Origin of the sequence: Enterobacter sp. WCHEn045836 (assembly GCF_003965585.1) — a bacterium.
GTDB lineage: Bacteria > Pseudomonadota > Gammaproteobacteria > Enterobacterales > Enterobacteriaceae > Enterobacter > Enterobacter dissolvens.
The window spans coordinates 109,301-134,105 of sequence record NZ_RXPT01000011.1 but is presented as its reverse complement, the minus strand read 5'-3'; the positions used below and the strand labels follow the sequence as shown (position 1 = coordinate 134,105).

At 59.8% G+C, this 24,805-nt stretch carries 6 protein-coding genes and 2 pseudogenes; 5 read left to right on the top strand and 3 right to left on the bottom strand.

The window, feature by feature from the left end:
* Nucleotides 1-89 precede the first annotated feature (89 nt).
* Complete coding sequence (locus tag EKN38_RS16035) at nt 90-884, top strand: YdcF family protein (protein WP_126522420.1); 795 nt, start codon at nt 90-92, stop codon at nt 882-884.
* 53 nt (nt 885-937) lie between these two features.
* On the opposite strand, the gene gap is transcribed toward EKN38_RS16035, so the two are convergent.
* Nucleotides 938-1,939, bottom strand: a complete 1,002-nt coding sequence (gene gap / locus EKN38_RS16030) for a type I glyceraldehyde-3-phosphate dehydrogenase (RefSeq protein ID WP_014831835.1) — start codon at nt 1,937-1,939, stop codon at nt 938-940.
* 189 nt (nt 1,940-2,128) lie between these two features.
* Here gap and cybB point away from each other — a divergent pair.
* Nucleotides 2,129-2,658: pseudogene (cybB, locus tag EKN38_RS16025) on the top strand (cytochrome b561).
* A 68-nt stretch (nt 2,659-2,726) separates the two neighbouring features.
* On the opposite strand, the gene EKN38_RS16020 reads toward cybB, so the two are convergent.
* Both EKN38_RS16020 and EKN38_RS16015 read right to left on the bottom strand, forming a co-directional pair.
* Complete coding sequence (locus EKN38_RS16020) at nt 2,727-3,794, bottom strand: oxidoreductase (RefSeq protein WP_014831837.1); 1,068 nt, start codon at nt 3,792-3,794, stop codon at nt 2,727-2,729.
* On the bottom strand, nt 3,787-4,551 hold the full coding sequence (locus EKN38_RS16015) for a DeoR/GlpR family DNA-binding transcription regulator (RefSeq protein ID WP_014831838.1): 765 nt from the start codon (nt 4,549-4,551) through the stop codon (nt 3,787-3,789). The genes EKN38_RS16020 and EKN38_RS16015 overlap by 8 nt, the downstream gene beginning before the upstream one ends.
* A 718-nt stretch (nt 4,552-5,269) precedes the next feature.
* On the opposite strand from EKN38_RS16015, the gene EKN38_RS16010 reads away from it, so the two are divergent.
* The 3 genes and pseudogenes from EKN38_RS16010 (at nt 5,270) to EKN38_RS16005 (ending at nt 24,734) form a co-directional block, all read left to right on the top strand.
* Nucleotides 5,270-6,607 carry a TolC family outer membrane protein gene (locus EKN38_RS16010; RefSeq protein WP_043951626.1) on the top strand — a complete coding sequence of 446 codons (1,338 nt, stop codon included), beginning with the start codon at nt 5,270-5,272 and terminating at the stop codon, nt 6,605-6,607.
* A 121-nt stretch (nt 6,608-6,728) separates the two neighbouring features.
* A pseudogene (locus EKN38_RS26250) lies at nt 6,729-8,942 on the top strand (Ig-like domain-containing protein); the annotation flags it as partial.
* 108 nt (nt 8,943-9,050) lie between these two features.
* Nucleotides 9,051-24,734 (top strand): Ig-like domain-containing protein, encoded by a 15,684-nt coding sequence (locus EKN38_RS16005; RefSeq protein ID WP_409449469.1) that lies wholly within the window; start codon nt 9,051-9,053, stop codon nt 24,732-24,734.
* The last annotated feature ends 71 nt before the right edge of the window (nt 24,735-24,805 follow it).

Below are 24,805 nucleotides of genomic sequence, written 5' to 3'. Positions count from 1 at the left end.
CAATAAAATACCGTTTAGTTTTCGGTGCTCACGTCAGCGTTTATAGTCTGAAGCCGCTACCCTGAAGAGAAACCGAGGAGGAGTTCATCATGGTTAAGCCCCATTTAACTGTTCTGCCGGACGCAACCCTGGCGGCCATCAATACCGTTGGCAAATGGCTGGCGCAGGACGACCTGAGCGCAGCCCGTCAGGCTGGGGACGCGGATGTGGTGATTCTGGCTGGCAACGCGGTGATCCCGACCATCGATGCGGCCTGCCGTATTGCCGCCGCGCAGAACGTGCCGCTTCTGATTAGCGGCGGCATCGGCCATTCGACCCCGTTTTTGTATGAAGCCGTTCGTCATCACCCGCAATATCACAGCGTACCGGTCGCCAGCCGGGCGGAAGCGAGCATTCTTGCCGACGTTGCGCGGGAGTTCTGGCAGATCCCCGAGGCGCACCTTTGGATTGAAGATCGCTCAACCAACTGCGGTGAAAACGCGCGTTTTAGCTGGAACATGCTGAAACAGCGTCAGCGGACAAGCGGGCAGATGCTGGTGGTGCAGGACCCGACGATGCAGCGCCGCACGATGGCGACTTTTACCCGCGTGTGCCGGGACGAGCCCGCGTCACCGCAGTGGGTCAGCTTTCCGGGGGTTACGCCGACGCTGCAAAACGGCACAGAGGGCGTGGAGTTTAGGGGGGATAATGCAGGGCTGTGGTCCGTTGAGCGCTACCTTTCGCTGGTTCTGGGGGAGCTGCCGCGGCTGTATGATGACGTTAACGGCTATGGCCCGGCCGGGCGGGATTTTATCGCTCACGTGCCCTTTCCGGAGGCGGTGACCGCCGCATGGAAACAGCTACAGCTGGATCCTGTCCTCAAGGGGGCACGTACAATAATCTAAGCACGGGACCATTCCCTCGCCCCGTTGGGGAGAGGGGGAGGGTGAGGGGAAAATCACAGCGCCGCAAACTTATCCAGCGTGCGCACCAGCTGCGTCACAAACCCATACTCGTTGTCATACCAGGCGACGGCTTTCACCAGCTGCAGATCGCCCGCCTCGGTCACTTCGGTCTGCGTGGCGTCAAACACCGAGCCAAAGTGCGAGCCAATCACATCGGACGACACAATCTCCTCATCCGTATACCCAAACGATTTATTCCCCTGCGTCGCTTTTTTCAGTGCGGCATTGATCTCCTCAACGGTGACCTTTTTACCCAGAATGGCGACCAGTTCGGTTACCGAACCGGTTTTCACCGGCACGCGCTGGGCGTGGCCTTTCAGTTTGCCGCTCAGGGCCGGGATCACCAGACCAATCGCTTTTGCGGCACCCGTGGTATGAGGAATAACATTTTCTGCCGCCGCGCGTGAGGCGCGCAGATCTTTGCCACGCGGACCATCCACCAGCGCCTGGGTACCGGTATAGGCGTGAATGGTGGTCATGGTGCCCACTTTAATTTCAAAGGCATCGTGCAGGGCTTTTGCCAGCGGGGCGAGACAGTTGGTGGTGCAGGAGGCGACAGAGATGATGGTATCACTGGCGTCAATGGTGTCGTCGTTAACGTTAAACACAATGGTTTTCATCTCACCGGCAGGTGCGGAGATCAGCACTTTTTTAGCACCTGCATCCAGATGTGCTCTGGATTTCTCTTCCGACGTATAAAAACCGGTGCATTCCACAACGATATCCACCCCTGCGGCTTTCCACGGAATATGTTTGGCCTCTTTCTCGGCGTACACCGCGATCGTCTTGCCATCCACAATCAGCGCGTCTTCGGTGAAATCCACACTCCACGGGAAACCCCCGTAGTTTGAATCATGCCTGAGCAGATAAGCCAGCACTTTGGGAGAGGTGAGGTCGTTGATGGCGACGACGGTGTTGCTGTCCTGGGTTTCAAGAAGGCGACGAAGTACGAGGCGTCCAATGCGTCCAAATCCGTTAATGCCAATTTTACTCATGGTGTTCTCCTGTAAACGTGTCGATGCGACAGTTTGAACTTATCCAGGCTTAGACCATGAGCGCCGGGGCGGCAATTGAAGATGCTTCATGCGCGAGGAAGTAATTGAAAACCCATACAGAAAAGTTAATGAATTTTTAAGGAAAGGTCGTTATGTTGGCCCGGTAACTGTTTTTTATCGGGAAATCACATGCGCACTAAATATACAAGCCTGCAAATCGGCATCCACTGGCTGGTGTTTCTGTTAGTCATCGTCGCCTACTGCGCCATGGAGTTCAGAGGCTTCTTTCCGCGTACCGACCGACCGGTGATCAATATGATCCACGTTTCATGCGGTATCACGATCCTGGTATTGATGGTGACACGTCTGCGGTGCGCCTGAAGTTCCGCGCGCCGCCGATTGAGCCGAAACCGAAAGCGATGATCACCGGGCTCTCCCATCTGGGGCATCTGGTGATTTATCTGCTGTTTATTGCTTTGCCGCTGATTGGCCTGGTGATGATGTATAACCGTGGAAACGACTGGTTTGCTTTTGGCATCGCCATGCCGCACGCGGCGGAATCCAACTTTGAGCTGGCTGATGGGCTAAAAGAGTGGCACGAGACGCTGGCGAACCTCGGCTATTTTGTCATTGGCCTGCACGCGGCGGCGGCGCTGATGCATCACTATTTCTGGAAAGATAATACGCTGCTGCGCATGATGCCGAAAAAGCGGCAGTAGTCCTCAATACTTTTGCCGCCTTTCTCGCCGGGTGGCGTTGCGCTTACCCGGCCTACAAAACCCGTTTTTTATTGCAGCAGAGCACGCTCATCAGCCGTTAACGCCAGCCCCTGGGTTGACCCGGCCTCTGACGATTTCACCGCCGCTTCCAGCACCGCCATCACCGCTAACGCTTCGACAGGATGAACCGGATTGGCAATCTTCCCGAGCAGAGCATCGCGCACATTCATGTAATACTGACGCTGATCGCCTTTCGGCGTGGAAATCGTCTGCGGCGCGCCGTCAGCCCCGAAGAACACCATACTGTCGCTGTCATCACCCCAGTTTTCGCTGCCCGGAACGACGCCGGCCAGCAGCTGCGCTTCCTGTTGATCGATACGGGCTTTCACTACGCTGCCCTTGTCGCCATGAACGGTAAAGCGCGCGGTGCCACCCGCGACCAGCATGCTGGCGTGCAAGATGACCTTATGCTGAGGGTAATTTAAAACCACATGCGCCCAGTCGTTAACTTCGGCACCGTCGCGCAGCGTCGCGATATTCCCCTGTACCGACTGAGGCAGACCAAAGAGCTGCAGCGTCTGGTCGATCAGATGCGGACCGAGGTCAAACCACAGTCCGCTTCCCGGTACGTTTTGTTCTCTCCAGCGCACGCGCACTTCCGGGCGGAAGCGATCGATGTGCGACTCAAACAGTTTCACCTTGCCGAGGGTGCCCTGCGCAATAACGTCCTTAATGCCGAGGAAATCACTGTCCCAGCGGCGGTTATGGAACACGGAAAGCAGAAGCTGCTTTTCATCCGCCAGGGCGATCAGATCGCGCGCTTCCTGCATATCGAGCGTGAAAGGCTTATCCACCACCACATGTTTTCCTGCGTTCAGGGCCAGCGTGGCCAGCGGCGCATGGGTCGCATTCGGGGAGGCGATCACCACCAGGTCGACGTCCGGATGCGTGATGGCCTCTTCCGGGGTGGCGACCACCTGCACGTCCGGCAGATCGCACGTGACCTTTTCCGCGTCGCGAGAAGAAACCACCGCCAGTTTAAGCCCGTCCACAGCCTGGATCAGCGGGGCATGGAAGGTTTTACCCACAAATCCATACCCGATCAGCGCAATGTTAATTGTCTTCATTTTACTCATGACCTTCTCCACGTTGATGCGCGCAAACCGTGACATGCACTGCGCTCTGGTCCCCAAGCTCAGGCCAGGGACGATCTAAAAACAGTTGATGAATTTCTTCTAACCCGCATACCAGGTACGGTTCACAGCGGTTGACTTTCAGATGGTCCGCGACGATCCAGTGCGCCTGGCTGGCGGCAAGCATCGCCCGTTTTACCTCGGCATCAGCCTCTGTACTGGCACTCAGACCGAGTGATGAATGAAGGGCGCAGGCGCCGAGAATGGCGATATCCGCCCGATACCGCGAAAGAAGGGAGAGGGTAGCACCGCCGGCAAACAGGCGTTGCTTCTGATCCCACTTCCCGCCGAGCAGGATCAGGTCGATATCCTCCCGGTCGCTAAAATAGTGGGCGATATCCAGCGAGGTGGTGATCACCGTCAGCGGCCCCTGAAGGAAAGTGGCCACCGCCATGACCGTGCTGCCCGCATCCAGAAACAACGTTGAACCCGCCGGTACAGACTGTGCCACCTGTTTTCCCAGCCGCTGTTTGGTGTCCGGCAGGAGCGTGTTTCTGCCCTGGCGATTCATGGCCGAGAGATTCAGCGCGATAGCGCCCCCGTGGTTCTTCTGCGCCAGCCCCTGTTTTTCGAGGTCTGTCAGATCCCGGCGAATGGTATCGGCTGAAACCTGCAGCTTTTCCGCCAACTCGGTGATACTGGCCTGTCCCTGCTCGCTGATGATCTCGAGCACATATTTTTGACGGGCGGTTTTGTGCATAGGATGAATTCTGCAAAATGTCGCAATAGTTTGCATAATACAGCATTTTGTCGCAGAGGGAAGGGGAACGTCTTTTTAGTTCAAAGCAGTGATTATTGATTTTATATTGATTAAATATAAGTGTACGGTTGCGAGGGGTAATCAGTATGTTATGACGATGTTTATTCTGACTGTTTGGTTTATGTAACCAGTTAGCAATCGTTTACCGGTGTTTTATTTTATTAGTAAATTAATTTAAGAGATAATGTGCCAAAATATTCCGTCTGTATAGCTTTTGATTCCAAAAGAGATGGGGCAGTTACTTAAATTGACAGTTCTTTGAAAATCTTTGTGTCTGACGCGCCATGAAATTAACGCAAAAATGTACATCCGACGAATTTCTAATTTCACTTAAATAACAAGGACTTTGTTTGTTTCACTTGAAAGGCCATTTTTAAGACTTTGTCCAGAAACCCCATGATTTTTCTTATTTGTAACACCACGATAACATTGTGGGTGTAGTTGCTTATACCACATTTTGTTATGCTGCCAACCAGTTTAAGAAGTAAGTAAATTCTTAATTTTATATAGGACACAGAACGGCTCTCATCTCCAATGGAAATGGGTATAGGGAGCTTTTACCCAAAATTTACGACGGGGGGTGAGTAATATTTGTCTGAATATCTATACCTCTTTTTGGGTAAATGGTTGAACAACACGTAAACTCAGGGAGATATAAATGACGATATGGCGAAATTATAAGTCGTTACGAATATCCGCAACGCTGATATTAATTTCGATAGGCATCAATACAGCCAATGCCAATAGCGGTGTGGTGGGTATTGCCCCGATTCCAAAGACAACGTTAAAAGAAAGTATCCTGTTTGCCATCGATCGCGATCCGTCGGTCAGCCAACAGGCGGCACAATTAGGTATTGGTCAGGCGCAAATAGATGAAGCGCGTAGCGGATGGATGCCGCAAATATCGCTGAACGGCAGTACAGGTCATAGCCAGACCACCGATTCCAGCGGATCGCTGAGAAATTCCGCGGCCTGGGGATTGAGCCTCACGCAGCTTATCTATGATTTTGGAAAGACGAATAACAGTATCAGCCAGTCTTCTGCGCGACGTGATAGCTATCGTTACCAGCTGATGGAGACGCTCTCAGCGGTGGCGGAAAAAACCGCGCTGAGCTATGTGGAAGTCAAACGCTACAGCGATCTGTTAGAGGCGGCTAAAGAGAATGTTCAGGCCCTCAAAAACGTGGAGCAACTGGCGAAACTGCGCGCGGATGCGGGCGTAAGTTCAACCTCCGATGAACTGCAGACTCGCACACGGATCGCCGGAATGCAGGCGACGGTTGAACAGTACAGCGCCGCGTTAAACAGTGCCCGCGCCAGACTGGCGGTATTGACGGGCATGCAGGCTGAATCCTATTCACCGGTGCCTGCGAAGCTCGCCGTTGAACAGGATGCCGTTAACCAGATTGATTATTCACTGATACCGGCGGTGATGGCCGCGCAGAATATGGAACGTTCGGCCCAGTATGGCGTGGAAACCGCAAAATCTCAGCACTGGCCAACCTTAAGCCTGAAAGGAGGACGCACGCGTTATGAGTCCGATAACCGTTCTTACTGGGATGACCAGATACAGCTAAATATCGATGCGCCCCTTTATCAGGGGGGAGCCGTATCCGCTCGCGTCCGTCAGGCTGAAGGGGCCAGGGCGATGGCGTCGTCTCAGGTCGATCAGGCGCGATTCGATGTGTTGCAAAAAGCCTCCGTCGCGCAGGCAGACTGGACCGGCGCGCGCGGAAGAATGGCCGCTGGAGCGTTGCAGCTGGAGAGTGCGTTACGTGCGCGCGAGGTCTACCGAAATGAATATACCCTGAGCAAGCGCAGCATTAATGATTTGCTCAGCGTTGAACAGGACGTCTGGCAGGCCACCTCCGCGAAAATAATCGCGGAATATGATGGCTGGAGTTCGGCAATTAATTACGCTGCCGCTGTTGATAATCTTATGCCGCTTATTGGAATTGAGAAAAACGCTGCCGCAAAATTACCCGATTTGAGTTGAAAAAATACGCGCATTGTTGCGCGAAATAAGTCTGAAAATAATGGGTGAATTTTCCCAGGGATAGCTACATCCATCTGGTGGACATATCCACAGGAATCCGTGCACCTGCAAGGAGAGAAATATGAGTAACATTAAAGTTGTTGATGTCATCATTCGCAAAACGGCGGAGAAAACGAAATTAACCGGCGAAGGTAATCTGTCGGTCTCCATTTCATCGCCGAGCGTGATTGAAATCCAGGGTTCTGCTCAGGACGTGGTGCGTTACGTCCGCCAGGGAAAAGACCTGCTCATTTATATGAAAGATGGCAGCGTTATTCGCTGCAATAACTATTTTGTTGAAGATCCTGAAACCCATAACCAGTCCGAACTGGTATTTAACGATAATCAGGAATTAACACATATTTCTTTTGCCGATGCCGGGGAAGCGTCAGGCGTAGCCGTTACCGAATTGACTGCACAGGCCACACCAATCAGCAGCATTGAACCCTTCTTTGAGCAGGGCAGTTTGCTGAGCGATGCACCGTGGGGCTGGATTGCGGGGGCGGCATTAGGCGGCGGTGCCATCGGTGCACTGCTTGCGCATGGGGGTGACGGCGAAACAAAAACCAAAGTCATTGATAATACGAAAGACGTTGAGAGCGCAACGCCGACCTTTTTGCTCACCGATAATGCGGGTGACAAGCAGGGTGTGTTGAGTGCAAAAGCGATCACTGACGATAACACGCCAACCTTTAGCGGTACCGGCCAGCCGGGTGCGACCATTCAGATCAAAGACAGCAGCGGCAGCACCATTGCCAGCGCCATGGTCAGTAAAGAGGGGACCTGGACAGTACAACTTCCCACCCAGGCTGACGGGGAGCATACCTGGTCAGTGGTGCAAATCGACGGCAGTAAAACCACCTCCGCAGGTAGCATCACGGTGACCGTTGACACTGCCGAGGCGAGCGTAACGCTGGCAACAACGGCGGGCGATAACGTCATCAACGCCAGCGAGCAATCTGCAGGCTTTACGCTCTCGGGTGCCAGCAAAAACCTGGCGCAGGGAACGGAACTGACCGTCACGCTGAACGGCAAAACCTATACCGCGAACGTGGGCACCCATGGCGCATGGAGCGTGAAGGTCCCTGCGGCAGACGCGCAGGCGCTGGGCGACGGCACCTGGACGGTCAACGTGAGCGGCAAAGACGCGGCGGGTAATATCGTGAGCGGCAGTCAGACGATTGGCGTGGATACCACGGCACCGACGATCGCTGTTGATACCGTCGCGCAGGACAACATTATCAATGCGGCTGAACACAATCAGCCGCTGACGCTGAGCGGTAAAACCACGGCGGAAGCCGGTCAGATTGTGACGGTCACGCTGAACGGTAAAAATCACACGGCGACCGTGGGCAGCGACGGCACCTGGTCCGTCACGCTTCCTGCCGGTGAAGTACAGGCGATGGCTAACGGCGAACACACCCTGACGGTGAACGTCAGCGATAAAGCCGGGAACGGTTCATCCACCCACGCTGATTTTACCGTCGATACCACTGCTCCGGTCATCACCATCAACACCGTCGCAGGCGACAATATTCTTAACACCGCCGAGCAGGGGCAGGCGCAGATTATTTCCGGCCAGGCGACCGGCGCGGCGGCAGGCGACGTGGTGACCGTGACCGTTGGCGGCCAGAGCTTTACCGGCGTGGTGCAGGCGAACGGCAGCTGGAGCGTAGGCGTACCGGCGTCAGTCATTGGCGCGCTGGGGGAAGGTAACCACAGCATTTCGGTTTCGGTGACCGATGCGGCGGGCAATACCGGTAACGCCACCCACGGCATTACCCTGAGCGGCAACCCGCCGGAATTCACGATTGACGCCATCAGCCAGGATAACGTCCTGAACGCGCAGGAGGCGATGCAGCCGCTGAGCCTGAGCGGCACCAGCAACCTGCCAGACGGCAGCGCCATCACCGTCACATTAAACAACGTTGACTATCAGGCCACGGTTGAAAACGGTATCTGGACGGTTCAGGTGCCGGTTTCTGACGTGCTGAATCTGGCGAACACCCTTTACACCGTGAGCGTCAGCGGCACCGACAGCGTGGGTAACAGCGGCTCTGCCGAGGCGAATCTGCTGGTGGACACCGTGCTGCCGCAGGTCATTATCAATACGTTTGCGGGCGACAACCTGGTCAATAACGCCGAAGCGGGCGTCGATCAAACCCTCAGCGGACGCGTTACCGGCGCGGCGGCAGGCGATACCGTCTCTGTCACCGTCGGCGGCAAGAACTACACCGCAACGGTTGGCAGCGATCTGACCTGGAGCGTGAAAATCCCGTCAGCGGATCTTCAGGCGTTCGGCGACGGCGATTTGACCTTCAGCGCCTCCGTCACTAACGCGCACGGCAATACCGGCACCGGCGAGCGTGATATCAATATCAACGCGGAGCTGCCGGGCCTGCGTGTGAACACCATTTCCGGCGATGACGTGATCAACGCCATTGAACAGCAGCAGGATCTGAGCGTCACCGGCTCCAGTACCCATCTGGCCGCGGGGACGCAGATTGTCGTCACCATCAACAACGTTGAGTACGTTACCGCGGTTAACGCCAGCGGCAACTGGCAGATCGGCGTTCCGGCGGCGGACCTGCAGGCCTGGGCGGCGGGCGGCATGACGGTTAGCGTCAGCGCGGTAGATGCCTGGGGCAATACCGTTGCGGCTGAACACCCGATTGAACTCGATCTGAACGCCGTGGCGGTCACCATTGATACCGTCTCCGGCGACGACCTGCTGAACGCGGCGGAAAAAGGCGCGGACTTAACCCTTTCCGGCCAGACGCAGGGCGTAGAAGCCGGGCAGACCGTGGTGGTGAAATTCGCCGACCAGACCTTTACCGCGCAGGTGCAGCAGGATGGCTCCTGGAGCCTGACCGTACCGGCCAGCGCCATGGAGACGCTGATCGACGGACGCGCGCAGGTCAGCGTCAGCGTGACGAACGTCAGTGGCAACAGCGCCGACGCGTCGCGCGTGGTGACCGTGGATACCTTACCGCCGTCCATTACGATCGATAACCTGACCGACGACAACATCATTAATGCGGCCGAAGCGCAGCAGGATCTGACCTTAAGCGGCAGCAGCAATGCTGAGGCGGGACAGACGGTTACCGTTACGCTGAATGGCAAGCACTATCAGACCACCGTCCAGAGTGACGGGACCTGGACGGTGAACGTACCGGCTGCGGATGTCGGCGCTCTGACCGACGGCACCGTCACGGTGACGGCAACCGTGAGTGACGTGGCGGGCAACAGCAGCAGCGCAGACCGCGTTGGGCTGGTGGATGCGACCGTCCCGCAGATAACCATCAACGACTTTGTCACCGATACCAATACCGTTAACCAGCTCGCGCATTCACAGGCGCAGATCCTGAGCGGCTCGGTCACCGGTGCGGCAGCGGGCGATCGGGTGACCATCACCATTAACAGCGTCGATTACACCACGGTGGTGGATGCGGCGGGCAACTGGAGCCTTGGCCTGCCCGCGTCCGTTGTGCAGGGTCTGACGGACGGTACCTGGACCATCGATGTCTCCGTGACCGACCGATCCGGCAATACCGGAAGCAGTTCACTGGATGTGGTGGTGAATACCGTGACGCCTGTTATCGCCATCAGCACGCTGGCGGCGGACGACGTGATTAACGCGACCGAGAAGGGTGAAGATCTGCTGCTCTCCGGCACAAGTAACCAGCCAGAAGGGACCAGCATCACCGTTAACCTGAACGGCATCAATTACAACGCCACTACTGACGCCAGCGGTAACTGGAGCGTGACCGTACCGGCCTCGGCCGTTAGCGCGCTGGGAGAAGCCCATTACACCGTGACGGCGAGCGTCACGGATAGCGTAGGCAACAGCGCCTCAACCTCACACAATGTGCTGGTGGACAGCTCGCTGCCGGTGGTGACGATCGACACCCTGGCGGGCGACAATATCGTTAACGCAGCGGAAGTGGCGGCAGGACAAACCCTGACCGGTAAGGTGACGAACGCGGCGTCAGGTGACACTGTCACTATTATCCTTGGCGGCCAGACGTATACCGCTACCGTGCAGGACGATCTCACCTGGAGCCTGCCGTTAAGCGAGAGCCAGCTTACCGCGCTCGGCAACGGCGACCTCACCGTATCCGCCAGCGTGACCAACGCGCACGGCAATACCGGCTCCTCTTCTCTCGACTTCAACATCGACGCCCAGCTCCCGGGATTGCGGATTGATACCGTCGCAGGTGATGACGTGATTAACGTGATTGAACACGCGCAGAACCTGATTGTGTCTGGTACCAGTAGCGATCTGGCGGCGGGCAGCACCGTGACCGTGACCATCAACGGCAAAGCCTATCCAGCAACGGTACTGGCGGACGGCACCTGGCAGGCGGCGGTGCCGGCGGCCGACGTGTCCCAGTGGGCGGACGGTTCGCTGGATATCAAGGCAAGCGCGCAGGATGCCTCCGGCAACCCGGTGGCTATCGGGACCATCGTGGACGTCGATCTCGCGCCTGTCGCCATCACCATCAGCAGCGTGACCGACGATAACGTGCTCAACGCGGCGGAAAAAGGCCAGGACCTGGTGCTTTCCGGCACCACGTCCAACGTTGAGGCGGGTCAGACCGTGACCATCACCTTCGCGGGTAAAACCTATACCACCACGGTGGATGCCAACGGCGACTGGACCTGGACCGTACCGTCAGCTGATTTGAGCAGCCTGAAAGACGGCGACGCCAGCGTGCAGGTCAGCGTCACCAACGTGAACGGCAACGCGGCGTCTTCGGCGCAGGAATTCAGCGTCGATACCACCGCGCCGACGGTGGCCATCAACACTATCAGCAATGACAATATGCTGAACGCGGCAGAGGCGGCGCAGGATCTGACCCTGAGCGGCACCTCTACTGCCGAAGCAGGCCAGACGGTCACCGTGACCTTCAACGGCAATCAGTACACCGCGCAGGTGCAGGCGGACGGCAGCTGGACGCTCGACGTTCCGGCGGCGGATATGGCAGGCATCACCGACGGCAGCGCGGCGGTAACGGCGAGCGTGTCCGATAAGGCAGGCAACCCGGTCAGCGCGGGCTCCTCGGTGCTGGTCGACACCACCGTACCGCAGATTTCGTTCAACATCGTTGCGGGCGACGACGTCGTGAATATTGCCGAGCACGGCCAGGCGCTGATCGTCTCCGGCAAGGTGACGGGTGCGCAGGCGGGCGACGTGATTACCCTGAGCCTGAACGGCAAAGACTACACCGCCATGCTGGATGCGTCCGGCAGCTGGAGCGTGGGCGTTCCGGCGACGGACGTGGGCGCGCTGGCAAACGGCGACCAGACGATTTCCGCGACACTCACCGATAAAGCCGGCAACAGCACCACCGCGACGCACGAGTTTGACGTCTCCCTGACCGCGCCGGTGGTTGCCATCAATACCCTGGCGGTTGACGACGTGATCAACGCGACCGAGAAAGGTCAGGATCTGCTGGTGTCCGGTACCAGCAACCAGCCGGACGGCACCACCATCACGGTGACCCTGAACGGCATCAACTACACCGCCACCACCGACGCCAGCGGCAACTGGAGCGTGACCGTTCCGGCTGCTCACGTGTCGGCTCTGGGGGAAGCGAACTACAGCGTGACGGCGAGCGTAACCGACACCGCAGGCAACAGTGCAAACACCAGCCATAACGTGCTGGTCGACAGCGCGCTGCCGCAGGTCACCATCAACCCTGTCGCCACGGACGATGTCATTAACGCAGCGGAAGTGGCTGCCGGGCAGACCCTGAGCGGCAAAGTGAGCGGCGCGGCGAGCGGTGACACTGTCACTATTTCAGTCGGCGGCAATACCTATACCACGACGGTTCAGGACGATCTGAGCTGGTCGGTCAGCGTGCCGTCCACGGTCTTAACCGCCATCGGTAACGGCGAGCTGACGGTGTCAGCCAGCGTCACCAACGGCCACGGCAACACCGGAACCGGCGAGCGCGACATCACTATTGACGCCAACCTGCCGGGCCTGCGCGTCGATACCGTGGCGGGCGATGATGTGATCAACAGCATCGAACACGCGCAAAACCTGATTATTACCGGCTCCAGCGACGGGCTGGCGAGCGGGTCTGCGCTGACGGTCACCGTCAACGGTAAAACCTACGCGGCTACCGTGCTGGCGGACGGCACCTGGACGGCGGCCATTCCGGCGGCAGACGTCAGCGCGCTGAATGCGGGCACGGTCACCGTGACCGTGGAAGGCCAGAGCGCGGCGGGCAATCCGGTTTCCATCAGCCACGACGTGAAGGTGGATCTGGCGACCGTTGCCATCAGCATCAACGCCATCGCCACCGACGACGTGATTAACGCGGCAGAGAAAGGCGCGGACCTGGTGCTGTCCGGCTCGACCACCAATGTGGAAGAAAACCAGACCGTTACCATCACTTTCGGCGGCAAGTCGTACACCGCGACGGTCGATGCCAGCGGCAACTGGACGGCGACCGTACCGTCTGCCGATTTGGGCAGCCTGAAAGACGGCGATGCCAGCGTGCAGGTGAGCGTCACCAACGTGAACGGCAACAGCGCGTCGGCAGGCCGCGAGTACAGCGTGGACGCCACCGCACCGACGGTGTCTATTGAGATTGTCAGCGATAACAACATCATCAACGCGGCCGAAGCGCAGCAGGATCTGGTCGTTAACGGCGTGACCAACGCCGAAGCGGGCCAGAGCGTCACCGTGACCCTGAACGGCGTGGACTACACCACCACCGTGCAGGCAAACGGCAGCTGGAGCGTGACCGTGCCGTCTGCAGACGTGGGCGCGATTACCGACGGCAACTACACCATCAGTGCCGCCGTCTCCGATAAAGCGGGTAACCCGGCCTCTGCGGATCGCGATGTGCTGGTGGATACCACAGTGCCACAGCTGACCATTAACACCGTGTCCGACGACGACGTGATCAACAGCGCCGAGCATGCACAGGCCCTGATTGTCACCGGCTCCGTAACCGGCGCGGCGGCGGGCGACGTGGTCACCGTTACCCTCAACGGCAAATCCTACACCGCCACCCTGGATGCCTCAGGCAACTGGAGCGTGGGCGTGCCTGCGGCGGACGTCACCGCGCTGGCCGCCGGGGATTACACTATTACCGCAGCGCTGACCGATAAAGCGGGCAACAGCAACAGCGCCACGCACGGCGTGGAGGTGAACCTGACCGCGCCGGTACTGACCATTGACACCGTTTCCGGTGACGATGTGATCAACAACACTGAGAAAACCCAGGATCTGACGATCTCCGGTACGGCTTCCGGCCTGGCGACAGGCGCGGTAGTGACCGTGATGCTGAACGGCAAAGCGTACAGCGCGATGGTCGACAGCAACGGGAAATGGACCACCACCGTTCCGGCGGATCAAGTCGGCGCGTTGGGTGAAGCGTTGTACACCGTTACCGCATCGGCAACGGACAGCGTCGGCAACAGCACCAGCACGTCGCACACCGTGAACGTGGAATCCGTACTGCCGGGGGTGATCATCAACACCATTGCTGGTAACGACGTCATTAACGCAGCGGAAGTGGCTTCAGGCCAGACCATCAGCGGTAAGGTGGTGAATGCCGAAGCGGGCAACACCGTGACCGTGACGATTGGCGGCAACACCTGGACCGCAACGGTGCAGAACGATCTGACCTGGTCCGTCGATGTGCCGGAATCGGTCCTGACGGCGCTGGGTAACGGCGAACTGACGGTGAGCGCCAGCGTGACCAACAATGTGGGCAACAGCGGCTCCGCTGAGCGCGATATTGCCATCGACGCCAGCCTGCCGGGTCTGCGCGTGGACACCGTTGCGGGCGATGATGTGATCAACAGCATCGAACACGGTCAAAACCTGATTGTGACCGGATCCAGCGATGGCCTGACCGCAGGTACCACCTTGACCGTCACCGTAAACGGTAAAACGTATCCGGCGACCGTGCTGGCCGACGGCACCTGGAACGCGGCGATCCCGGCAGCGGATGTCGGCGCACTGGCTGCAGGAACGGTCACCGTGACCGTTGAAGGGCAAAGCAGCGCAGGTAACCCGGTGTCCATCAGTCACAACGTGACGGTGGATCTGGCAAATGTTGCCATCAGCATCGACGCCATTGCCACAGACGATGTGATTAACGCAGTTGAAAAGGGCGCGGATCTGGTGCTCTCCGGCAGCACCAGCAACGTGGAAGAAAACCAGACCGTCACGATCACCTTCGCTGGCAAGCTCTACACTGCAACCGTGGGTGCTGACGGTAAATGGACCGCCACGGTGCCAGCGGCCGATCTGACTGGCCTGAAGGACGGCGGTGCCAGCGTACAGGTGAGCGTCACCAACGACAATGGCAACAGTGCCTCTGCGGGGCGCGAGTACAGCGTGGACACCACCGCGCCGTCCGTGACCATTAATACGATTGCCCTGGACGACATCCTCAACGCCACGGAGGCACAATCTGACCTGGCGATCTCCGGTACCAGCACCGCCGAAGCGGGCCAGACGGTGACCGTGTCGCTGAACGGCAAGGACTACACTGCAACGGTCGGTTCAGACGGTCACTGGACGCTGAACGTCCCGGCAGCGGATCTGGCGGTGCTCAGCGACGGCAGCGTGACCGTCACCGCATCGGTCAGCGACAAGGCGGGTAACCCGGCGTCGGTTGATCATAATCTGACGGTGGACATGACCGTTCCGGTGGTGACCATCAATACCATTGCCGGTGACGACGTGATTAACGTGGCCGAGCACGCGCAGGCGCAGATCGTCAGTGGCTCCGCCACCGGTGCGGCACCGGGTGATAAAGTCACCGTCACGATTGGCGGCCAGACTTACACCACCGTGCTGGACGCGGCGGGCAACTGGAGCGTGGGCGTACCGGCGAGCGTGATTTCCGGCCTCAGCGACGGCACAGTGACCGTCACGGCGTCAGTCACTGACACGGCGGGCAACACCGGTTCCGGCAGCCACAACGTGACCGTTGATACCGGCCTGCCTTCAGTCAATTTCAACGCTATCAGCGATGACAACGTCCTGAACGCGGTGGAGAAAGGTCAGGATCTGAACGTCAGCGGCACCAGCGCCAACCTGGCGGAAGGTACCGTGGTGACCGTGACCCTGAACGGTAAAAACTACACGGCCACCACGGCAGCGGACGGCACCTGGAGCCTGACGGTTCCGGCCGCCGATCTGGCGGGGCTGGGTCAGGCGAACTACACCCTGAATGCGACCGCCACCAACGGCGTGGGCAACAGCGTGAGCAACAGTGCGAACCTGCTGGTCGACACTGCGCTGCCGACCGTCACCATCAACACCGTGGCGGGCGATAACGTGATTAACGCAGCGGAAGTGGCGGCAGGCCAGACGATCAGCGGTACCGTGGCGAATGCCGAAGCGGGTAATACCGTAACCGTGACGATTGGCGGCAACAGCTACACCGCGACGGTGCAGAGCGATCTGAGCTGGTCCGTGAACGTGCCGTCCGACGTCCTGACCGCGCTCGGCAACGGCAGCCTGAGCGTCACCGCGACCGTTACCAACGGCCACGGCAATACCGGCTCTGGCGCACGCGACATCACTATCGACGCCAACCTGCCGGGCCTGCGTGTGGACACCGTGGGGGGCGATGATGTGATCAACACCATCGAGCACAACCAGAACCTGATTATCACCGGCTCCAGCGACGGGCTTACCCCTGGCACCGCGCTGACTGTGACCGTCAACGGGAAAGACTATTCCGCAACGGTGCTGGCGGACGGCACCTGGAGCGCGGCGGTCCCGGCGGCGGATGTGAGCACGTGGCCGGAAGGCACCGTGAAGATCAGCGTCACCGGCGACAGCACGGCGGGTAACCCGATTATCATCAGCCATGATGTCACCGTGGATCTGGCAACGGTTGCCATCAGCATCAACGCCATTGCCACCGACGACGTGATTAACGCGGCGGAGAAGGGCGCGGATCTGGTGCTGTCTGGCGCCACCACCAACGTGGAAGCCGGGCAGACCGTCACCCTGAGCATGGGCGGTAAAATCTATACCGCGCAGGTCGATGCCGACGGCAACTGGACCGCAACCGTGCCAGCGGCGGATCTGGCGGGCCTGAAGGATGGCGACGCCAGCGTGCAGGTGAGCGTCACCAACGTCAACGGCAACAGCGCCTCGGCGGGCCGTGAGTACAGCGTGGATGCCACCGCGCCGTCCGTGACCATCAACACCCTGGCGACGGACGACATTCTGAACGCCGCTGAAGCGCAGTCCGATCTGACCGTGTCCGGCACCACCACCGCAGAAGCGGGCCAGACGGTGACCGTGACGCTGAACGGCAAAGATTACACCACAACCGCAGGCGCGGACGGCAGCTGGACGCTGAGCGTTCCGGCGGCGGATCTGGCGGCACTCGGCGACGGCAGCGTCACCGTCACGGCGAGCGTCAGCGACAAGGCGGGCAACCCGGCATCGGCCGATCACAACCTGACGGTGGACGTGACCGTTCCTGCGGTAACCATCAACACCGTGGCGGGCGATGACGTGATTAACATCACCGAGCACGCTCAGGCACACATCATCAGCGGCAACGCTACCGGCGCGGCAGCGGGCGATAAGGTCACCGTCACCATTGGCGGCCAGACTTACACCACCGTGCTGGACGCGGCGGGCAACTGGAGCGTGGGCGTACCGGCCAGCGTGATTTCTGCTCTGCAGGACGGCACCGTGACCGTCACGGCGTCAGTCACCGACGCGGCGGGCAACACCGGCACCGGCACGCATAACGTGACCGTCGATACCGGTCTGCCGTCCGTGGCGTTCAACGCCATCAGCGGCGATAACGTGCTGAACGCGGTGGAGAAGGGTCAGGATCTGAGCGTCAGCGGCACCAGCGCCAACCTGGCGGAAGGCACCGTGGTGACCGTGACCCTTAACGGTAAAACCTACGCGGCCACGACGGCGGCGGACGGCACCTGGAGCCTGACCGTTCCGGCTGCGGATCTGGCGAGTCTGGGCGAAGCGAACTACACCCTGAACGCCGCCGCAACCAATGGCGTTGGCAATAGCGTCAGCAATACGGCGAACCTGCTGGTCGACACCGCGCTGCCGACTGTCATCATCAGCACCATTGCGGGTGATAACGTCATCAACGCGGCGGAAGTGGCCGCGGGCCAGACCATCAGCGGCAAAGTGGCGAACGCGGAAGCGGGGAATACCGTCACCGTCACCATTGGTGGTAACACGTACACCGCAACGGTGCAGAGCGATCTGACCTGGTCCGTTAGCGTGCCGGAAACGGTCCTCACCGCGCTGGGCAACGGCGAGTTGACCGTGTCGGCGACCGTCACCAACGGCCACGGCAACACCGGCGCGGGCGAGCGCGAAATCGTTATAGACGCCAGCCTGCCGGGTCTGCGCATTGATACCGTGGCGGGCGACGATGTGATCAACAGCATCGAGCATGGGCAGAACCTGATTGTCACCGGCTCCAGCGACGGGCTGGCGGCAGGCACCACGCTCACCGTGACCGTCAATGGCAAAACCTATGCGGCCTCCGTGCTGGCCGACGGCACCTGGAGTGCGGCGATCCCGGCGGCAGACGTCGGGGCCCTGGCGGCCGGTACGGTCACCGTGACCGTGGCAGGCCAGAGTACCGCGGGTAACCCGGTCTCCATTAACCACGATGTGAACGTGGATCTGGCAGCGGTCGCCGTGAGCATTAATGTGATTGCCACCGACGACGTGATTAACGCGGCGGAGAAAGGTGCGGATCTGGTGCTCTCCGGTAGCACCAGCAACGTGGAAGAAAACCAGACCGTTACCATCACCTTTGGCGGCAAGACGTACACCGCGAAAGTGGACGCCGACGGTAACTGGACGGCTACCGTACCGTCTGCAGACCTTGCGGGTCTGAAGGACGGCGATGCCAGCGTGCAGGTGAGCGTCACCAACGTCAACGGCAACAGCGCCTCGGCGGGCCGCGAGTACAGCGTAGATACGACCGCGCCAGGCGTAAGCATTGATACGGTCGCTGGCGATAACGTGATTAACGGCAGCGAAGCCGCTGCGGGCGTGACCATTTCCGGCACCACCACGGCGGAAGTCGGGCAGACCGTCACCGTGACGCTGGGCGGTAAGAGCTATACCGCGCAGGTACAGCAGGGGGGCCTCTGGAGCGTGAACGTACCGGGCACCGACCTGTCCGCACTGGCGGATAACGGCTACACCGTACAGGTTAGCGTGAGCGACGCCGCGGGTAACCCGGGCAGCGCGGGCAAAGCGATTACGCTTGATACCACGCCGCCGACCGTCAGCTTTAACGTCGTGGCGGGCGATAACGTCATCAACAGCGTGGAGCACGGTCAGGCGCAGATCGTCAGCGGCACCGCAACCGGCGCGAGCGTCGGCGATAAGCTGGTTATCACCATCGGTTCGAACCAGTACACCACCACCGTTGACGCCAGCGGCAGCTGGAGCGTGGGCGTTCCGGCCAGCGTGATTTCCGCACTGACCGACGGCACCGTGACCCTCAGCGCAACCATTACCGACAGCGCGGGCAACAGCAGCACCCAGACCCACGATGTGGTGGTGAACACCGCCTCCGTGGCGCTGACGGTGAACACCGTTAGCGGTGACGACGTCATCAACGCGGCGGAAGCCGGTTCGTCTCTGGTGATTAACGGCTCCAGCGCCCAGTTCGCCAGCGGCACGCAGGTTACCGTGACCCTGAACGGCAAGAGCTACACGTCCACTATTCAGAGCGACGGCAGCTGGACGACCACCGTTCCGGCCGCAGACGTGGGCGCCCTGGCCGATGGCGCGAGCTATCAGGTGTCCGTGTCGGCGCAGGACAGCGCGGGCAACAGCGCGTCGGCGACGCACGGCATCAGCGTGGATACCACCTCGCCGGTGGTAAGCATTGCCACGCTGTCCGGCGACGACGTTCTGAACGCGGCGGAAGCGCAGCAGCCGCTTACCGTACACGGCTCTTCCAGCGCGGAAGCGGGCCAGACGGTGACCGTGACGCTGGGCGGCAAAACCTACACGGCCACCGTGGCAAACGACGGTACCTGGACGCTGGACGTTCCGGCCGCCGATCTTGCCAGCCTGAGCGAAGGCGCGCTGACGGTCACCGCGTCGGTGAACGACAAGGCGGGTAATAACGGTCAAACCACGCATACCTTAACGGTAGACACCGTTGCGCCAACCGTGACCATCAGCACCGTGGCCGATGACGATATCGTCAACAACGCGGAACAGCTGGCGGGCCAGACCATTAGCGGCACCACCACGGCGGAACAGGGCCAGACGGTGATCGTCTCCTTCAACGGGCACAGTTATCAGGCGACCGTCGCGGCAGACGGTTCGTGGTCGGTCTTCGTGCCGGGCCGTGATTTCCTCGGCCTGAGCGACGGGGATTACACCATTACGGCTGCGGTGAGCGATAAGGCGGGCAACCCGGGCAGCGCAACGCACGACGTGACGCTGAACGGCGATGTCCCAACCATCACCATTAACACCTTTGCGCAGGACGATATCGTCAACGCCGCCGAGCACGGCACGCCGCTGACTGTCAGCGGCACCACCGACGCCCCGGCGGGCCAGACGGTGACCATTACGCTGAACGGCAAAACCTACAGCGCAACCGTGCAGAATGACGGCAGCTGGAGCTATACGCTCGGCAGCGCAGACGTGAGCGCGCTGGCGGACGGCGGTTCGTACGTGATTAACGCGCAGGTCAGCAATACCATCGGCAACAGCGCCAGCGACAACCACACCGTGACCGTCGATCTGACCGCGCCGTCGATGGGAATTATGATTGATTCCCTGCAAAACGATACCGGCCTGAGCGCGAGCGATTTCATCACCAACGACAGCCACGTTGTGGTCAACGGCTCCCTGACCGCGCAGCTCGGCAATAACGAGAAGGCGCAGATCAGCCTCGACGGCGGCACCACCTGGATTGACCTGACCGTGACCGGCACCACCTGGCGCTACACCGACGGCCGCACCCTGACCGACGGTACGTACCAGTACCAGGTACGTGTTGTCGATAATGCGGGCAACGTGGGGGCAACGGATAGCCAGGACGTGGTGATTGATCTGACCGCGCCTGCGGCCACGACGATCACGGTTGATTCCATCACCCAGGATACCGGCCTGTCCGGCAGTGACTTTATCACCAGCGACAACCAGATCAGCCTGAAAGGGACGCTGGGCGCGGCGCTGGGCAGCGGTGACCATGCACAGATTAGCCTCGACGGCGGCCTGACCTGGACCGACGTCAGCGTCAGCGGTTTGAGCTGGACCTATGTGGATGGCCGTACGCTGGTCGACGGGGATTACAACTACCAGCTGCGCGTCATTGACGATGCGGGGAACATTAGCGCCACCGTAAGCCAGGTGGTGACCATTGATACGGTTGCACCGGATGCCAGCAAAACGATCGCCATCGACAGCATCAGCGATGATACCGGCCTGAGCGGCAGCGACTTTATCACTAACGATACGTCCCTGACGCTGCACGGCTCGCTCGGCGCGACGCTCGCCGACGGCGAATATGCGCAGATCAGCATCGACGGAGGGGTGACCTGGCAGAACGTGAACGTCACCGGCAACACCTGGTACTACGTTGACGGCCGCACGCTGGGCAACGCCACCTATGACTACTATGTTCGCGTGGTCGATGCCGCCGGTAACGTAGGCGCCAGCGCCCATCAGCAGGTGACCGTCGACACGGTGGCCCCGGATGCGGCAATTACGGTGAGCGTGGATAACATCACCGTCGATACCGGCTTCGACAACAACGACTTCCTGACCAGTTCGACCTCGTACACCCTGCACGGCACGCTCGGTGCGGAGCTGGGGGCGGGTGAATTCGTTCAGGTGAGCATGGATGGCGGCACCACCTGGGTCTACGCCACCGTGAGCGGCACGCAGTGGAGCTATAACGATACGCGTACCCTGACTGACGGTAGCTACAACTACCAGGTGCGGGTTGTTGACCAGGCGGGTAACGTCGGAGCAACCACCTCGCAGGCGGTGACGGTGGATACCCAGGCGCCGCAGTACGGCGTCACCATCGACAGCATCAGCGAGGATACCGGGCAGTCCGGCAGTGATTTCATCACCATGGACACCACGCTGACCATCAACGGTTCGCTGGGCAGCGCGCTGGCGAGCGACGAGCGGGTGCAGATCAGCCTCGACGGCGGCAATACGTGGATTGACACCACGGTGACGAACCAGCGCTGGAGCTACACCGATACCCGCGATCTGCCTGACGGGGATTACACCTACCAGGTACGAATTATCGACCAGGCGGGCAACGTTGGCTCCACCGCGTCGCAGGTGGTGACGGTGGATACTACGCCGCCAACCACCGTGGGTAGCGTGGTGAGCTACACCGACGGTGAAGGCGAGCGTCAGGGCACTTACGGCGCGTCGGTGGCGACGGATGATACCTCGCCGCTGATCAACGGTACGCTGAACCGCGCCCCGGACGACGGCGAAATCGTACAGCTCTATCGCGACGGCATTCTGCTCGGTCAGGTGACCATGAACGGCAGCGCGAGCTGGTCCTTCCAGGACAACGGCCTGAGCGATGGCAACCACACCTACATTGTGCGCGTCACCGATAAAGCCGGTAACTACACGGAATCGGACGGGTTTGTGCTGAACGTCGATACCCGTGTGCCGACCACCACGGCGGCAATTACCGCCCAGACCACCTCCGATACCACGCCGATTGTCAGCGGTACGGTCTCCGCAGACCTGGTGAACGGGGAATATCTGGTGGTGATTGTGAACGGTAAAACCTACACCTCCCAGACGGGCGGTGCGGTCGTCGTCGACCCGGATCATAACACCTGGTATCTGCAGATCCCGGACAGCGATGCGCTGGGCGTGGCGAGCTATAGCGTCACAGCACAGGTGAAGAGCAGCGCGGGCAACGGTAACACCACCGGTATTGCCAATGGCAGCCTGGTGATTGATACCACCACCGTGAATACCGACTGGGCGACCACGGCGGGGAACAGCAACAACTCCACCATGACCGTCGGCACGAACAGCAGTGGCCTGTGGAATATCATTGCTAACGGCCAGTCTTACTCCAGTAGCGATAGCTCGACCTATGCTGGCAATACGCTGACCAACACCCGTGGCTATTACGTGGTGAGCCAGACTGCCGCCGACTTTGACCGTAACGGCACGCAGGATATCTTCGCGACGGAGAACACCTACGCGGGCTCTACGCAGGTGATGTGGACCTACGATGGCAGTACCTATAACGCCAGCCAGCTGGCGATGGGCACCACCATCTGGTACGGCGGCGTCATTGCGTACGACAAAACCGGGGATGGCTATCTGGATCTGGCGTATGGCGATGCGGGTATGGACTCATTGACCTATCTGGTGAACAACAACGGTGTCCTGTCGCCAGATGGCACCGGCGGTGAAGGCGGGTTCTACGGTCAGTTTGACTCCGGGCGTGAAATCTCGGGCGTTGACCTGAATAACGACGGTACGGTGGATATTGTTCAGCACACCAACCGCAGCGGCGCGTACTCGTTAACCGTGATCAACAACAACGGCAACGGCACGCTCTCCATTGGCCAGAACCTGACGAACGTGTTTGTGGCAAACGCCTCGAATACCACCACGGCAGCCTCCATGACGTGGGCAGACTTCAACGGCGACGGCTACATGGATCTGTACCTGGGCAGCAGCTACAACAACACCGGTGGGGTGATTTACTACAACAATGGCGCAGGACAGCTGTCCACGACCAAGAGCGCGGTAGAAGCCTCTAACGCCACGGCGGGGTACCTGTCGGTGGAGGTGGACTGGAACGGTGACGGGCAGATGGACATCATCAAGCTCAGCACCTACGGCGGCTCGCAGACGGCGACTCTGTTCACCAACAACGGCTACGGCTCAAGCTGGACATCAGGCCAGCTGGCGTCCGGTATTGCTTACGCGACCGGCGTGGCCGCGGTGGATTACAACTGGGACGGCGCGCAGGATCTACTGGTGTCGCAGCAGAACGGCAAGGTGGTGCTGGTACAAAACAGCAAAACCATTGCCGACGGCACGGCGATGCACCTGCACATTGTCGACAGCGAGGGCATCAACGCCTACTACGGTAACACGGTCAATCTGTACAACGCCGCGGGCGTACTGGTGGCGTCGCAGATCATCAATGCCCAGTCCGGTATTGGCTCGAACGATACTTCTGCCCTGGTGAGCTTCTACGGGCTGGATCCGAATGAAACCTATTCGGCCGAGATCGTCAAGATCACCAACGGCGTGTCGGATAACGTCACCTGGAGCGGTCTGGAAGCGGGTAACGGCAAAGAGGGCTACGTTCTCACGGCCGAAGCGGCGACCGGCGGCCACAGCGGGACGATCACCGGGACCGGGTATAACGACACCTTTATCGCAGAGGATGGCACCTATACCTATAACGGCTCCGGCGGCTGGAATACCCATTCCGACTACGACACCTGGAGCAACACCGGCGGGATGGACGTGGTGGATTATCGCAATGCGACCTCCGGCGTGACCGTTGACCTGCGCCTCTCTACCGCACAGGACACCGGGTTCGGTACGTCACGACTGCTCAACATTGAGGGAATTAACGGCTCGAACTTCGACGACGTCATTACCGGCAACAGCGGTGATAACCAGTTCGAAGGCCGCGGCGGGAACGACACCTTCAACATCGGCAGCGGCGGTCACGATACCTTGCTCTACAAGCTGATCAACGCGACGGATGCGACGGGCGGTAACGGGCACGACGTGGTGAACGGCTTTACGGTCGGTACCTGGGAAGGGACGGCGGACACGGATCGTATTGACCTGCGCGACCTGCTCTCCGGCAGCGGCTATACCGGCACCGGCTCGGCGAGCTACGTGAACGGCGTGGCCACGCTGGACAGCAGCGCGGGCAACATCACCGATTACATCCGCGTGGTGCAAAACGGCAGCAATACCGAGATCCAGGTTGACCTCGACGGGACGGGCGGTCAGTTCTCGCCCACCACGCTGGTGACCCTGAACGGCGTCCAGACGGATCTGGCAACGCTGCTGGCGAACCATCAGCTGTTAATTGCGTAAAACTACGCCGCGGGGAGCGATCCTCGCGGCCTTTTGCGTTTCTTTACATGAATAGCCATAACCCTATATTT

Bases quoted from the DNA above. Each gene is read 5' to 3' on its own strand.
- EKN38_RS16035 (WP_126522420.1), top strand. From the start codon at position 90: ATGGTTAAGCCCCATTTAACTGTTCTGCCGGACGCAACCCTGGCGGCC.
- EKN38_RS16020 (WP_014831837.1), bottom strand. From the start codon at position 3,794: ATGAGTAAAATGAAGACAATTAACATTGCGCTGATCGGGTATGGATTT.
- gap (WP_014831835.1), bottom strand. From the start codon at position 1,939: ATGAGTAAAATTGGCATTAACGGATTTGGACGCATTGGACGCCTCGTA.
- EKN38_RS16010 (WP_043951626.1), top strand. From the start codon at position 5,270: ATGACGATATGGCGAAATTATAAGTCGTTACGAATATCCGCAACGCTG.
- EKN38_RS16015 (WP_014831838.1), bottom strand. From the start codon at position 4,551: ATGCACAAAACCGCCCGTCAAAAATATGTGCTCGAGATCATCAGCGAG.